The organism is Shewanella maritima (genome assembly GCF_004295345.1).
GTDB lineage: Bacteria > Pseudomonadota > Gammaproteobacteria > Enterobacterales > Shewanellaceae > Shewanella > Shewanella maritima.
On record NZ_CP036200.1, the window covers coordinates 4034623 to 4050119 of the forward strand.

Annotated in this window: 13 protein-coding genes; 11 read left to right on the forward strand and 2 right to left on the reverse strand. The window is 44.8% G+C overall.

Annotation, left to right across the window (positions count from 1 at the left end; genetic code table 11):
- Positions 1 to 7: 7 nt before the first annotated feature.
- Both glnD and map read right to left on the reverse strand, forming a co-directional pair.
- Positions 8 to 2581, reverse strand: coding sequence for a bifunctional uridylyltransferase/uridylyl-removing protein GlnD (glnD, locus tag EXU30_RS17100; protein WP_130603575.1), 2574 nt, complete (start codon positions 2579 to 2581; stop codon positions 8 to 10).
- A 77-nt stretch (positions 2582 to 2658) separates the two neighbouring features.
- Positions 2659 to 3471: a type I methionyl aminopeptidase gene (gene map, locus EXU30_RS17105; RefSeq protein ID WP_130602065.1), complete on the reverse strand. Its 813-nt coding sequence runs from the start codon at positions 3469 to 3471 to the stop codon at positions 2659 to 2661.
- A 364-nt stretch (positions 3472 to 3835) separates the two neighbouring features.
- Between map and rpsB the strand changes: the two genes are divergently transcribed.
- The 11 genes from rpsB to lpxD all read left to right on the forward strand — a co-directional run bounded on the left by rpsB (position 3836) and on the right by lpxD (position 15494).
- Positions 3836 to 4564, forward strand: a complete 729-nt coding sequence (gene rpsB, locus EXU30_RS17110) for a 30S ribosomal protein S2 (protein WP_130602067.1) — start codon at positions 3836 to 3838, stop codon at positions 4562 to 4564.
- A gap of 114 nt (positions 4565 to 4678) precedes the next feature.
- Positions 4679 to 5530, forward strand: coding sequence for a translation elongation factor Ts (gene tsf / locus EXU30_RS17115; protein WP_130602069.1), 852 nt, complete (start codon positions 4679 to 4681; stop codon positions 5528 to 5530).
- 68 nt (positions 5531 to 5598) lie between these two features.
- Positions 5599 to 6339: a UMP kinase gene (pyrH, locus tag EXU30_RS17120; RefSeq protein ID WP_130602071.1), complete on the forward strand. Its 741-nt coding sequence runs from the start codon at positions 5599 to 5601 to the stop codon at positions 6337 to 6339.
- 125 nt (positions 6340 to 6464) lie between these two features.
- Positions 6465 to 7022: a ribosome recycling factor gene (gene frr / locus EXU30_RS17125; protein ID WP_130602073.1), complete on the forward strand. Its 558-nt coding sequence runs from the start codon at positions 6465 to 6467 to the stop codon at positions 7020 to 7022.
- A gap of 81 nt (positions 7023 to 7103) precedes the next feature.
- A complete protein-coding gene (gene uppS, locus EXU30_RS17130; RefSeq protein ID WP_130602075.1) occupies positions 7104 to 7922 on the forward strand; it encodes a polyprenyl diphosphate synthase in 819 nt (272 codons plus the stop codon).
- A 34-nt stretch (positions 7923 to 7956) separates the two neighbouring features.
- Positions 7957 to 8817, forward strand: coding sequence for a phosphatidate cytidylyltransferase (locus EXU30_RS17135; RefSeq protein ID WP_130602077.1), 861 nt, complete (start codon positions 7957 to 7959; stop codon positions 8815 to 8817).
- Between the two features lie 2 nt (positions 8818 to 8819).
- Positions 8820 to 10010, forward strand: a complete 1191-nt coding sequence (gene ispC / locus EXU30_RS17140) for a 1-deoxy-D-xylulose-5-phosphate reductoisomerase (RefSeq protein WP_130602079.1) — start codon at positions 8820 to 8822, stop codon at positions 10008 to 10010.
- Positions 10011 to 10028: 18 nt separating this feature from the next.
- Positions 10029 to 11393, forward strand: coding sequence for a sigma E protease regulator RseP (gene rseP, locus EXU30_RS17145; RefSeq protein WP_130602081.1), 1365 nt, complete (start codon positions 10029 to 10031; stop codon positions 11391 to 11393).
- 31 nt (positions 11394 to 11424) lie between these two features.
- Complete coding sequence (gene bamA, locus EXU30_RS17150; protein ID WP_130602083.1) at positions 11425 to 13908, forward strand: outer membrane protein assembly factor BamA; 2484 nt, start codon at positions 11425 to 11427, stop codon at positions 13906 to 13908.
- Positions 13909 to 13971: 63 nt separating this feature from the next.
- Positions 13972 to 14469: an OmpH/Skp family outer membrane protein gene (locus tag EXU30_RS17155; protein WP_130603577.1), complete on the forward strand. Its 498-nt coding sequence runs from the start codon at positions 13972 to 13974 to the stop codon at positions 14467 to 14469.
- Between the two features lie 5 nt (positions 14470 to 14474).
- Complete coding sequence (lpxD, locus tag EXU30_RS17160; RefSeq protein WP_130602085.1) at positions 14475 to 15494, forward strand: UDP-3-O-(3-hydroxymyristoyl)glucosamine N-acyltransferase; 1020 nt, start codon at positions 14475 to 14477, stop codon at positions 15492 to 15494.
- Positions 15495 to 15497: the final 3 nt, after the last annotated feature.

Sequence of the window (15497 nt, forward strand, 5' to 3'; positions counted from 1 at the left end):
GATACTCCTAATTAGATTGCTTTAAGGCTAATTGCATCGCATGAGCCAGCTGTTGTTGCTGCGCTTCATTCAATGCTTGGCCATCAAGGGTTTGTAAAATAAAAAAGTCTTCAGCGCGTTCACCAATAGTAGTGATCTTGGCTGAAATTAACCTTACTTGGCAGCGGAAAAAGGTTTCGCCGACTTTAGCCAGTAGTCCAGGTGAGTCAAGAGCTTGCAGCTCCATCATACTTGTACCACGGTTGGTGTCGTCTAAGAAACTGACATGGGTTGCTACATTAAAAGGTTTCATGATCCGCGATAACTTACGGAACTTAGGCAATTTTGGATTTTCATTGGCTAAGGCTTTGCTTAGTGCTTTTTTGATACTCTGAATACGAGATAACTGAGTAACCGCTTCGCCGTCTTGCTCTAAGATCACGAAAGTGTCGAGGGCATAGTCGTCTTTCGAGGTCATGATATTGGCATCATGCACATTGATGTTTTTGTTGTCCAGCACTGTCATCACAGTGGCGAACAGTTTCGGCTTATCTTTACTATAAATGAACAGTTCGGTGCCGCCGCGAGTGGTGTGCTTTGAGATTAACACCAGTGGCTCATCCGATTTATGTTTAAGTATTGCCTCTGAGTGCCAGGCAATTTGATTGGGCTGATGGCGCAAAAAGTACTTAGACTTAAAGCGTTGCCATAGTGTGTCTAGATCTTTCTCGCGCACGCCGCGGCGTAGTAACTCTTTTTTAGCCTTTGCTTGCGCTTCTTCAACGCGCTCAGCGGCATCAATAGGGACTTCTTTACCGCGCGCCAGCACCCTTTGAGTTGAGAAATATAGCTCTCTAAGCAGTGAGCCTTTCCAGTTATTCCAAGCTTTGTTGTTGGTGGCGCAAATATCTGCCACGGTTAAGCAATACAGGTAGCTTAAATGCACTGCATCGCGTACTTTATCGGCGAAGTCTGATACCACATCTGGGTCTGATATATCGCGGCGCTGCGCGGTGACCGACATCACTAAATGCTGCTCAACTAGCCAAGCAACCAGGCGACCATCATGGTCATTCAGTCCGTGCAACTTACAAAATTCCAGCGCGTCAGTTGCGCCAAGCTTACTGTGATCGCCGCCGCGACCTTTGGCAATATCGTGGAAAATCGCAGCGAGTACCAGTAGGCCTTTTTTAGGCAGTTGATTAATCAGCACCGCGCCCAGCGGGAATTCATCTTTTTGATCGCTTTGTGAAAACCGCTCAATGTTGAGTAGTAGCCTGTGAGTGTGTTCATCAACCGTGTAGGCATGGAACAAGTCAAACTGCATCTGGCCTTCAATTTTGCGCCATGCGGGCAAATAGGACGATAAAATGCCGTGTTTGTGCATTAAGGATAACGCCGCGATGCCACGAGGGTGTTTTAGAATATCCATAAACACCTTGCGACATTCTGCATCATCTTGCAGTGGGCCTTGCAGTTGCCTGCGGGCATTTCGCAGTTCACGCAGCGTTGGTGCGTAGATTTCTTGGATGTTGGAGTTTTTAGCGACGTTCAAAAATAACGTCAGGATTGATGAGGTTTGTTTTTTAAATAGTCCAAGTTCTAACAATTCTATGTAGCGGCCACGACGTTGAAATTGGCTATTAATCGGTTGTACTTGCAGCGCTTGAATATGCCCAAGAGTGGCGCGCTTAAACAGCTGCAATAGCATCTGGTTAAGCTCCATCACTCGGCGAACGGTGCGATAGTACTTCTTCATTAGCTGCTCTACCGCCAGCTGAGTTTTATCTTCATAACCGAGAAAATCTGCTACTTGCCGTTGTAGGTCGAACAGTAAGCGGTTTTCGTCGCGGTTGGCGATGGAGTGCAGTGCAAAGCGGATCTGCCAAAGAAAATCGCGACATTCGATAAGCTCATTAAGCTCAGCTTGTTCTAAAAAGTAGTTCTCAACTAATTCGTGCAAGTTTGCCGCGTTGAAGTGACGAATGGTCACCCAAGCAATGGTTTGAATATCGCGCAGTCCGCCAGGGCAGTTCTTTAAATTGGGCTCAAGATCGAAGGCATTGGCTTTTGCGTGGCGCTCGACTTGCTCTTGCTTTTTCTGCAAGTAAAAGTCGGCGGATGACCAAAAATCTTTTTGTCTGACTTGCTGATAAAGGCGGTCAAACTCTGCTTCATTACCGCTAATTAGCCTAGCTTCAATTAAGTTGGTAGCAACAGTAATGTCAGCAAGCCCTTGTTCGATAGACTGCTCAACATTTCTTACGCTGTGACCTATTTCAAGCCCGGTATCCCACAAGTGAGTAATAAATTCGCCAATCGCGGCTTGGGCTTTGGGCGAAACATTCGTGGTTTCGGTTAGAATCAATAAATCGACATCGGAGCGAGGGTGTAGTTCTTGTCTGCCATAGCCGCCAACCGCTACTAGAGATATTGGTAGCGCGTCTAGTCCATAGTGTAGCCATGCTTGAGTCAGTAGTTCGTCGACAGCAATGGCGCGTTGTTTAATGAGTTCAGCAATGGGCACTTGTTGCTGGAATTGGGATTCAAGATGCGCGGTGATTTGTTGAAGTTGTTGTTTTGCTTCCAGCGCTTGATTCATCGGCTTTGTGACTTCCATAAAAAGTGCGCCAAAAGGCGCACAAATTAAACCATAGTCGTTGAAGCCTAAGTGATTACTTAGTGATTAATATGCCTAGGTAAGCTTTCGTCGCTACGTAAGGTTAATACTTCAACGCCAGTTTCTGTGACCAATAGGGTATGTTCCCACTGAGCAGAATTTTTACCATCTTTTGTGTATGCCGTCCAATTATCATCGGCATCAACATAACAGTGCTTTTTACCAGCGTTAATCATTGGCTCGATGGTAAAGCACATACCTGGGCGTAATACGCGCTTGTCTGGTTTACCAAACTTTTCTTTGTAGTGCATCACTTGAGGCTCTTCGTGGAAACCTGCGCCGATACCATGGCCACAAAAATCCGTCACAATGCTGTATTTGTTTGGACGATTTTTGTTTTTAAGCTTGATGAACTTTTCGATAGTTTCACCAATGTCGGCAACCTTAGTACCAGGGCGAACAATCTTAATCGCTTCGTAAAGTGCTTCTTGAGTAATAGTGCACAGATGCTTGTCAGCAGGAGATACGTCACCAATGTAGAACATACGTGAGGTATCACCGTGGTAGCCATCAACTATCACGGTAATGTCGATGTTAATGATGTCGCCATCTTTGAGCTTGCGCGCACTTGGGATGCCGTGACAAATCACTTCATTAATTGAAGTACAAATTGACTTAGGAAAACCATGGTAATTAAGTGGGGCAGAAATCGCGCCGTGCTCTTCTGTGTATTTAGCGCAAATGTCATTTAACTCATCGGTGGTCACGCCAGCTTTTACGTGCGGCGCAATCATTTCTAATACTTCAGCCGCAAGCTTTCCAGCAGCGCGCATTTTTTCAATTTCTTCAGCGGTCTTAATGACAATACTCATGAATTTCTCTTTGTTTTTTGGCTAGTCACGCACTAGCAAATTAACGGATATCTGACGGCTATTTTACACTATAAAATTTGTGTTTAAAGGCTGATTATGGTATAAAGCGCGCCGTTATGTTTAATTAGTTGGTTAAGCCCTTTATTTGACTTTCGGCTTAAAGTGCATAGTTGGGGTGTTCATCCCTTATATGTCGCTTAAATAGTTTGTCTTAAAGGCGTAAAATTTGCCGGCTATTATACATAGCAATTAACTTAAATACTAAATCACACACGTATCGACACATTTTTCGGGGTGCCTTTTTAGTCGAAGGTCGAAACAATGGGATGCGTGGAGGTCTAACCCCTTTTAAAAGGTAAAAATCATGACTACTGTTTCAATGCGCGATATGCTACAAGCTGGTGTTCACTTCGGTCACCAAACTCGTTACTGGAATCCAAAAATGAAGCCATTCATCTTTGGTGCTCGTAACGGTGTTCACATCATCAACCTTGAGCATACTGTGCCAATGTTCAATGAAGCACTTGCTTTCATCAGCAACGTAGCTTCTAAGAAAGGCAAAATCCTTTTCGTAGGTACTAAGCGTGCCGCTGGCGAAGCAATCAAAGAAGCTGCTGTTTCTTGTGATCAGTTCTACGTTGACCACCGCTGGTTAGGCGGTATGTTGACTAACTGGAAAACTGTTCGTCAATCTATCAAGCGTCTTAAAGAGCTAGAAAGCCAGTCTGTAGACGGTACTTTCGACAAGCTAACTAAGAAAGAAGCACTAATGCGTTCTCGTGAGCTTGATAAGCTAGAGAAATCTTTAGGTGGTATCAAAAACATGGGCGGTTTACCAGATGCGTTATTCGTAATCGGTGCTGACCACGAGCATATCGCTATTAAAGAAGCTAACAACCTAGGTATCCCAGTTGTTGCAGTTGTTGATACTAACTCTGCACCAGACGGTGTTAACTACATCGTTCCTGGTAACGACGACGCGATGCGCGCTATCCGTTTATACACTAGCTCTGTTGCTGCTGCCGCTAACTCTGGCCGTGGTCAAGATCTAGCTGTACAAGCTGAGCAAGACGGTTTCGTTGAAGCTGTTTAATAAGGCGTGATATTTATCGCCCTTATTAGCCAATAAATAGTTGGTGAGCAGGGGCCTTGTAGGCCCCTGTTTTATAGATGCAATATTAGTCGAATTTAATTAGAGGATTTAACAATGGCAATTACTGCTGCCCAAGTTAAAGAACTTCGTGACCGCACTGGCGCTGGCATGATGGATTGTAAAAAAGCACTTACTGAAACTAACGGTGATATCGATCTAGCGATTGATAACATGCGTAAGAGTGGTGCTGCTAAGGCTGCTAAGAAAGCAGGTAACATTGCTGCTGAAGGTACTATCCTTATCAAAGCTGGCGAAGGTTTCTCTGCATTATTAGAAGTTAACTGTCAGACTGACTTCGTTGCTAAAGACAGCAACTTCCTAGGTTTCGCTAACCAAGTACTAGACGCTGCTGTAGCATCTAAAGCTTCTATCGAAGAGCTAAAAGCTAAGTTCGAGGAAACTCGTGTTGCGCTTGTTGCTAAAATCGGTGAAAACATCAACGTTCGTCGCGTTGAGTACATCGACGGTGCAACTCAAGCTTCTTACCGTCATGGCGACCGTATCGGTGTTGTTGTTTCTGGTGATGCTGACGCAGAAACACTAAAACACGTTGCTATGCACGTAGCTGCTTCTAAGCCTGAGTATGTTGACCCATCTGACGTTCCTGCTGATGTTGTTGAGAAAGAAAAGACTCTTCAAGTTGAAATCGCAATGAACGAAGGTAAGCCTCAAGAAATCGCTGAGAAGATGGTTACTGGTCGTATGAAGAAGTTTACTGGTGAGATCTCTCTTACTGGTCAAGCGTTCATCATGGAACCAAAGAAAACTGTTGGCGACTTCCTAAAAGAGAAGAACGCTTCTGTAGCTAACTTCATTCGTTTAGAAGTTGGTGAAGGTATCGAGAAGAAAGAAGAAGATTTCGCAGCTGAAGTTGCCGCGCAAATCGAAGCATCTAAAAACGCTTAATCGCGAATTTCTAAATACCCTAAAGCCGCAGCATCCGCTGCGGTTTTGTTATGATCAGGAAAAACATTATGAGCACCAATCCAAAACCAGCATTTAGACGTATCCTGCTTAAATTAAGCGGCGAAGCATTAATGGGCGAAGAAGGCTTCGGCATTGACCCTAAAGTACTTGATCGCATGGCTCAAGAAGTGAAAGAGCTTGTTGAACTCGGTATTCAAGTTGGTGTGGTAATTGGTGGTGGTAACCTATTCCGTGGTGAAGGCTTAGCTAACGCGGGTATGAACCGTGTTGTTGGTGACCACATGGGTATGTTAGCCACAGTAATGAATGGCCTAGCAATGCGTGATGCGCTGCACCGAGCCTATGTTAATGCTCGCCTGATGTCGGCAATCCCACTAAAAGGTGTTTGTGACGACTACAACTGGGCTGAAGCAATCAGTTTATTAAAATCTGGCCGCGTTGTGATTTTTGCTGCGGGTACAGGTAACCCATTCTGCACTACAGACTCTGCTGCATGTTTGCGCGGTATTGAGATTGAAGCTGAAGTGGTACTAAAGGGCACTAAAGTCGATGGTGTTTACTCAGCCGACCCAATGAAAGACCCTGATGCAGTTAAGCATGACCAGTTGAGCTACTCAGATGTGTTGGAATCCGAATTAAAAGTGATGGACCTAGCCGCATTTACGCTGGCTCGCGACCATCAAATGCCGCTACTTGTGTTTAACATGAATAAGCCTGGTGCGCTGCGCCGCGTGATCATGGGTGAGCAAGAAGGCACGATTATTAGCGATAAGAAACAAGAAGGCTAATAGCTAGCGCTTTTTTGATACTAAGTTATCGTAATTGGCATTAAGTAATTGAGCTCAAATCGGGCTTATGTCATCCTTAACTTAATGCCAAGCACTCTAAAGAAAGAGACGAAAAGGATATTATTGTGATTGATGAAATTATGTTAGATGCGCAAGAGCGCATGGGCAAATGTGTTGATTCAACTAAGAATCAAATGGCAAAAGTTCGCACAGGTCGTGCACACCCAAGCCTACTAGACTCTATTCAAGTATCTTGCTACGGCTCTATGTCGCCACTGAAGCAAGTTGCTAACATCAATATTGAAGATGCACGCACCTTAACCGTGTCTGTATTTGATCCATCTATGGTTCAAGCAGTAGAAAAAGCAATCATGAGTTCAGACTTAGGTTTGAACCCAATGACTGCGGGTAACATCATGCGCATCCCACTACCAGCACTAACTGAAGAGCGTCGTAAAGACTTCATCAAAGTGGTACGTGCTGAAGCTGAAAATGGCCGTGTTGCTGTACGTAATGTGCGCCGCGACGCTATTAGCGAAGTGAAAAAGCTTGAGAAAGCGAAAGAGTGCACTGAAGATGACGTTCGTCGCAGTGAAGATGAAATTCAAAAGTATACTGACGCAAATATCAAAACAATTGAAGAAGTTTTGACCGCTAAAGAAAAAGAGTTGATGGAAGTCTAAGCGCTTAAATTCTAAAACTAGAGTTAACACGCCGTGTAAGGGTATACTACACGGCGTTTGTTTATTTTAAGGTCGTAATTAATGTCATCACCCTCCGAGTTTGACCAAGCTCCTCGCGAGTCGCTGGAAAATTCTACAGCGCTACCTTGTGAGCTTTCAGATGTGGTCAAACAGTCACTGCCAAAGCATGTTGCGATTATTATGGACGGCAATGGCCGTTGGGCGCAGTTGCAAGGCAAGGCCCGTGTAAGTGGTCATAAAGCTGGGGTGAAAGCCGTAAGAAGAGCGGTAAGCACAGCTAGTCAGTTGGGAATTGAGTCGCTAACCTTATTTGCTTTTTCAAGTGAAAATTGGCGCAGACCAGATAAAGAAGTCAGTTTATTGATGGAATTATTTATGACTGTGCTGCAGCGTGAATTGAAACTGTTAAATAAAAACGGCGTCAGGCTGAATATTATTGGCGATATTAGTCGGTTTTCAGAGCGACTGCAAAAGCAAATTACCACCGCGCAAGCTAAAACCAAAGACAACACAGGCTTGGTGCTTAATGTCGCGGCAAATTATGGCGGCCGTTGGGATATTGCCCAAGCTGCACAAGCTTTAGCTGCCAAAGTTGCTAGCGGCGAAATGAGCGCTGAAGATGTCACCGAAGGTGCCTTAAACAAGCAAATGAGTATGCAAGGTCAAAGCGAGGTGGATTTAATGATCCGTACTGGCGGCGATTATCGCATCAGTAACTTTATTCTATGGCAGGCTGCCTACGCTGAATTAATTTTCACTGAGACCTTGTGGCCTGATTTCGACGAAGATGTGTTCAAGCAAGCGTTAATTACTTTTGCCAGCCGCCAGCGCCGTTTTGGCTTAACGGGCTGCCAAATTGAACAAATTCGCGCACTTTAATAATAAAAATAAAAACCTTAAAGAGGATTAGCTTTTGCTAAAACAACGAATCATCACCGCACTATGCTTAATTCCTGTTGTGATGGGAGGCATTTTTCTGCTGCCTGCTAACTACTTTGCCTGGGCGCTTGTGCCTATTTTTATGATAGCGGCAAAAGAGTGGGGTAGGCTCATTGATAGTAAGTGCAACATTACCCAATGGACTTTCACGTTTACCATTGCAGCTATTCTCGTTGCATTAAACATTATTGTACCTGTCGACTCACTGTGGTTTAACAGTAGGCTACATCCTATTTATGAAGCGATTATCGCAACTGGTGTCCTTTGGTGGGGGGCAAGTACCTTGCTGGTCTTTACTTACCCAAATAGCGGCAAATTATGGCAAAAAAGCTCACTATTTAAATCCATGTTTGGTCAACTGACCCTTATTCCATGTTTTACCGCATTAATTGCACTTAAGTCCGTTAACGATCAAGTAGATCCATACTTTGGCGGTAGCCTAGTGTTTCTAGTCATGCTTGTCGTATGGGCAACTGACACCGGCGCGTACTTCGCAGGTAAGAGTTTTGGTAAGCATAAACTTATGCCGAATGTTAGCCCTGCTAAAACCATTGAAGGCTTATTAGGTGGTTTGTTAACCACCATGGTTGTGGTGGCTGGTGTGATGTATTTATCTCCAGAGCAAGAGCTGGGTTTAGTGATTGCCGTGACGCTAGTGACAGCCGTCGCTTCTGCATTTGGTGACTTGTCTGAAAGCATGTTCAAACGTAGCGCCAATATTAAAGACTCAGGAAACATTTTACCCGGCCATGGCGGCATTTTAGACCGTATTGATAGCCTTACTGCAGCACTGCCAGTATTCGCCTTTATCTATGTCGCTATGTGGATGTCATAATCATGCAAAATATGGTGATTTTAGGGGCAACGGGCTCAATTGGCACCAGCACCCTTGATGTGATTGCAAGAAACCCGCAGCAATTTAACGCTTATGCGTTAGTGGCCAATGCCAGTGTGGACAAAATGCTTACGCTGATCGCGACTCATCAACCAGTTGTGGCACACATGGTTGATGAAAATGCTGCAGCAGAGCTTAAAGCGCGTCTGCCGCAATCATTCACAACACAAATTACCACAGGTGAGAATGCATTAATTTCGCTAGTGACCTCGACTGAAGTTGATACCGTGATGGCCGCCATTGTTGGTGCTGCCGGTTTAGTGCCGACTTTTGCTGCAGTAAAAGCAGGTAAACGCGTGCTACTGGCAAACAAAGAAGCCTTGGTTATGTCTGGTCAGCTATTTATGGATGCAGCTAAACAATCTGGGGCAACAATTTTACCTGTTGATAGTGAGCACAACGCCATATTTCAGTCTATGCCACAGTCGGTGCAAGATAATCTAGGCCATTGTGACTTAACTCAAGCTGGTATCAGTCATATTTTACTGACAGGTTCTGGCGGGCCATTTTTAACATCTGACATCGCTACGCTTGCATCAATGACACCAGAGCAAGCCTGCAATCACCCTAATTGGTCAATGGGCCCGAAAATCTCGGTTGACTCTGCCACTATGATGAACAAAGGCTTGGAGTATATTGAAGCTAAATGGTTGTTTAATACTCAATCTGAACAGCTGAAAGTGGTTATCCACCCACAAAGCGTTATTCATTCAATGGTGCAATATACTGATGGCTCAGTGATAGCAGAGCTGGGGAACCCTGATATGCGCACTCCCATTGCCCATTGTATGAGCTATCCAGCACGCATTAAGGCGGGGGTTGAGCCGCTCGATTTCTTCAAGTTGGGTCAGCTCAATTTTTGTGAACCAGATTTTGAGCGTTTCCCATGCTTAAAGCTGGCTATTGATGCCTGTGCTCAAGGGCAAGAAGCCACCACAGTGCTTAACGCTGCTAATGAAGTTGCTGTAGCTGCATTTCTCGATAATCAGATTGCGTTTACCGATATTGCTAAAGTAAATCGTGCTAGCTTAGAGCAGGTTAGTGCGCAAAAGCTAGATACCATTGAAGCCATTCTTGAACTCGACGCTAAAGCTCGGCACGTTGCAGAGCAAGTGATCGCTTGCTTAACTTAAGGAACTAACTCTACTCGCATGTTTGATTTTTTATGGAATTTAGCATCTTTTATTGTCGCCCTAGGTGTGTTGGTGACAGTGCATGAGTATGGGCACTTTTGGGTCGCGAGACGCTGTGGCGTTAAGGTCGAACGCTTTTCAGTTGGTTTCGGTAAAGCAATCTGGCGTAAAGTGGGTAAAGATGGCACTGAGTATGTCGTCGCACTTATACCGCTTGGTGGCTACGTTAAGATGCTTGATGAGCGTGTCGAAGATGTCCCTGAGTCATTAAAGCACCAAGCTTTTAATCGCAAGAGCGTGTGGCAGCGTTTTGCTATTGTTGCAGCAGGCCCTTTAGCTAATTTTATTTTTGCTTTTTTTGCGCTCTACCTTAAATTTTTAATTGGCGTACCGTCACTGTTACCTGTTATCGATTCTACCCGTGATGGCTCGCCCGCTAGTGTGATACAGGTAGATGGTTTGCAGCGTATTCTCAGCGTCGATGGTAAACAAGTTCGCACCTGGGAAGATGTTAACTTCGCCTTAGTTGGCAAAATTGGCGCCAATGAGGTGTCAATTGGTATCGGAGAGATAGATAGCCCGGCAAATTATCAAGGTAAGCAATATCAGCTTGATATTAGCCAGTGGCGTTTCGATCCAGACAAGCAATCGCCAATTGGTGCCATTGGTTTGGGGATATTTCGCCCTGATATTGAACCTATTATCGCAAATGTTGCCAAAGACAGTGCAGCACAAGTGGCAGGCTTAAAGGTCGCCGACAGAATCGTTGCGATTAATGGTCAACCATACGTTAATTGGCCGAGCTTTGTTGAGGTAGTACAACGCGCCCTTGATACTAAGGTTAGCCTTGATATTATTCGCAATGGCGAGCAATTATCGCTTGATGTTTACCCGCAAACCAAACAAGATGCTTCTGGTAAACCTGTGGGAATGATAGGTATTAGCCCAACAGCAGGGCAATGGCCTGAAGCTATGCAATTTGATTTGCAATATGGCGCGCTTACTTCGGTTACTGAAGCGTTTAAAGCTACATGGGAGTTAACCTCGTTAACTTTTTCTACCATTGCCAAGTTGTTTACTGGTGATGTGTCGGTTAAGAGTTTAAGTGGGCCAATTTCGATAGCCCAAGGTGCGGGTGCAAGTGCCAATGTTGGTCTCGCATACTTTTTAGGCTTTGTCGCACTAATTAGTGTCAATTTGGGCATTATTAATTTATTGCCATTGCCGGTTTTGGACGGCGGCCATTTAATGTTTTTCACCTTTGAAGCAATTTCAGGTAAACCTGTGCCAGAAAAGGTGCAGGAAGTAGGATTCAGGATTGGGGCAGTATTACTGCTGATGTTAATGAGCTTATCGCTCTTTAACGATTTTGCCCGACTCTGAGCAAGGACAGACAAATAATTAGAAGAGCTCTATGAGATTTAATAAACTTTTTGCCTCGATGTTATTCGTCGGAGCCACATTTTCAGGGAACGCGTTAGCGCAGCCTTTCGAGCCATTTGAAGTCAAGGATATTCAGGTTGAAGGCTTGCAGCGTGTTGCACTTGGTGCAGCACTGCTTAATATCCCGATTAAAGTGGGTGATACTGTCGATCAGGTAAGATTGCAACAAGCAATTAAAACCTTGTACAGCTCAACTAACTTCGAGCAGATCAGTGTAAGCCATGAAGATGGCGTGCTATATGTTCAAGTACAAGAGCGCGCAACGATTAGCTCGATTACCTTTGAAGGTAACAAAGACATTAAAGACGAGCAGTTGCAAGAAAGTCTTGACGGCTCGGGCGTGAAAGTTGGCGAGTCGTTAGACAGAACCATGCTGTCTGGCATTGAAAAGGGTCTGCAAGATTTCTATTACGGTGTGGGTAAATACGGCGCTAAGGTTGAAGCGCAAATTATCAACTTGCCTCGTAACCGTGTTGAGCTTCGCTTTAACTTCACAGAAGGTTTAGCAGCTGAAATCCGCCAGATTAACGTGGTAGGTAATACGGTATTCTCAGACTCAGAGCTTATCAGCATGCTTGAGCTAAAAGATTATGTCGCTTGGTGGGATATTTTCGGTGAGCGTCGTTATCAAAAGCAAAAGCTGCAAGCTGACCTAGAAACCATTACCACGCATTATCAAAACGAAGGTTATATTCGATTTCAGGTGACGTCGACTCAGGTCGCGATGACACCAGACCGTAAAGGCCTTTACATCACAATCAACGTTGATGAAGGCGAGAAATTCACCGTTAAGGACGTCAACTTAACTGGTGAGTTAATGGGCCGCGAAGAGCTGCTTAAAGCAATCTTACCGATTAAGAGCGGTACTACATACAACGGTGGTGAAGTTACTTTTGCTGAAGAAATGTACAGCAAATACTTAGGCCGCTTTGGTTATGCTTATCCAGAAGTTAAAACCTTCCCAGAAATCGATGATGAAAATAAAGAAGTTACCCTAAACATTAATATCGATCCGGGTAAGCGCGTATACGTGCGCTCAATTAACTTTACCGGTAACCAGGTCACTAAAGATGAAGTGATGCGTCGTCAGCTTCGTCAAATGGAAGGTGCTTGGTTAAACTCACAGCAAGTTGAATTGTCAAAAGCTAACCTTAACCGTCTAGGTTATTTTGAAACGGTAGATACTGAAACCATTCAAGTGCCAGGTAGTGATGACCTGGTTGATATTGAAGTGAGCGTAAAAGAGCAGCCATCAGGCTCATTTAACGCTGGTGTGGGTTATGGTACTGAGTCCGGACTGAGCCTGCAATTTGGTGTTCAACAAAGTAACTTCTTAGGTACAGGTAACCAGGCTGGTGTCAGTATTAACACCAACAAGTACTCTAAGAGTGCGAACGTGTCGTTCACTGACCCATACTTTACCAAAGATGGCGTGAGCCTTGGTGGTAGTATCTACTGGAATGAGTTTGACGCAGAAGAAGCTAACCTTGAGCGCTATAAGAATAAGTCTTACGGTGTGGCATTAAACTCAGGCTTCCCAATTAATGAATACAACCGTATTAACGGTGGTATTGGCTTCCGTCACAATACGATTTCTGAGATTTCATCGTACGAGCAGGCGGTACGCTTCTATAACATCTACCGCAGCACTGACGATCCGAACCAGGATTTAAGCTTCAACAACTTTGAGCTATCTCTGGGGTGGTCCCGTAGTAGTCTAAACCGTGGTACTTTCCCAAGTGCAGGTTCCTCGCAGCGCTTGACCGGTAAGATGACGGTACCAGGCTCTGATCTTCAGTACTTTAAAGCAGATTTCGATACTAATTTCTACTTCCCACTAAGCCGCAGCCATAAATGGGTGTTCTTAACCCGTGCTCGTCTGGGTTACGGTAATGGTTATGGCAAGTTTAATGAGAACGATCAAATCCTGCCTTTCTGGGAAAACTACTACTCAGGTGGTAGCAGCTCGCTACGCGGCTTTAGATCTAACTCAGTTGGTCCGCGATCTTTCTACTTATTCCGCGGCAGTGAGCCATGTTCGCCAGATCCATCTGGTAACGGTTGTAGCATCCCGGGTGAGCCAAATCGCGTGACAGTCACTAGCGGTAACTCGATTGGTGGTAATGCAATTGCGACCTTAAGCGCTGAGTTTATTGTACCAACTCCGTTTTTGGATGAAGCATACTCAAACTCAGTACGTACCAGTTTCTTCGTTGATGCCGGTAACGTATGGGATACTGAATTTGACTATGACAGCTATCGCTTCTTACCAGCCGAGCAGTTTGATCTGCTAGCGGACTATAGTGACCCAACCCGTATTCGTGCCTCTTGGGGTATGAGTGTTCAGTGGCTTTCACCTATGGGACCTATGGTGTTTAGCTTAGCTTGGCCAATTAAGAAACAAGTTGATGATGAAACTGAGATCTTCTCGTTTAATATTGGCAAAACATTCTAAAATCAATACACTCAGCACCTTGAGCTGAAAAATAACAATTTAAAGGAGTTTATTTTGAACAAGATGGTAAATCGCGCTTTAGTTACACTGGCATTCCTTGCAGCACCTATGATGGCTCACGCAGAGAAAATTGCAGTAGTCGATATGGGCGCCGTTTTTGAGCAGTTGCCACAGCGCGAGCAAATCTCAAAGCAACTAAAATCGGAATTTGGTGACCGTGTTGCTGAAGTGCAACAGATGCAAGAGAAGATGCGCACGCTAGCTGAAAAAGGTCAGCGTGACGGCGCGCTTATGTCAGAAGCTCAAAAGACTGAATTACAACGTGAACTAGAAGGCCTTCAAGCTGACCTACAACTAAAAGGTAAGGCACTTGATGAAGACATGCGTCGTCGCCAAGGTGAAGAGCAAAACAAGTTGCTGATCAAGGTTCAAACTGCAATTAACACGATTGCTGAACAAGAAAAGTTCGACATTGTTTTACAACGTGGTGCAGTGGTATTTGTTAAGCCTGAAGCAGACATTAGCAACAAGGTTGCTGAAGCACTAAGCAAAGGCCAATAAGATTTATGCAAGCAGTAACGTTACAACAACTTGCTGAGCATTTAGGCGCAACGGTTAAAGGTGACGAGTCAATTGTTATCTCAGCTGTTGCAACCTTGGCTGATGCGGTAGAAGGGCAAATCACCTTTCTTGCCAACAGTAAGTATCGCTCTCAGTTAGAAGCAACCAAAGCAAGCGCTGTTTTACTCACAGAGGCTGATGCACAAGGCTTTGCTGGCAATGCCATTATTGCAAAAGACCCTTATGTCGCGTTTGCAAAGGTGACTCAGCTACTTGATACCACACCTGATGAAGAATCGGGTATTCACCCAAGTGCAGTGATCCATGCTACAGCTCAGGTTGGCGCTGGCGCTGCAATTGCGGCTAATGTCGTCGTTGGTGCCAATGTCATTATCGGCGAGAACGTACAACTTGGCGCCGGCACTGTGATTGGTAATGATTCAATCATAGGTTCAAACACCAGATTGTGGGCAAACGTTACTGTCTACCATGATGTCCATATGGGGCAGAATTGCCTAGTGCAGTCAGGGACTGTGATAGGTTCGGATGGCTTTGGCTATGCCAACGAGCAAGGGCAATGGATTAAAATTCCGCAAATTGGTGGTGTACGTATTGGCGACAGAGTTGAAATTGGTGCTTGTGCCAGTATCGACCGTGGTGCTTTGTCTCATACTGAAATTCACGATGGCGCGATTTTAGACAATCAGGTACAAATCGCTCATAACGTGGTGATTGGCCAAAATACCGCAATTGCCGGCGCAACAGTTGTTGCTGGTAGTACTACTATTGGTAAGTACTGTGTGATTGGTGGTGGGTGCTGTATTTCAGGACACTTGACCATTACTGACGGTGTACACGTCACTGGTAGCACCAATATTACTCACACTGTGCGTGAGAAAGGTGTGTATTCCTCAGCCACAGTTGCCACCGATAATAAGCTATGGCGTCGCAACACAGTAAGGCTACGCCAGTTAGATGACTTATTTACTCGAGTTAAAACCATCGAGAAGTCGTTAAAAGATTAAAGC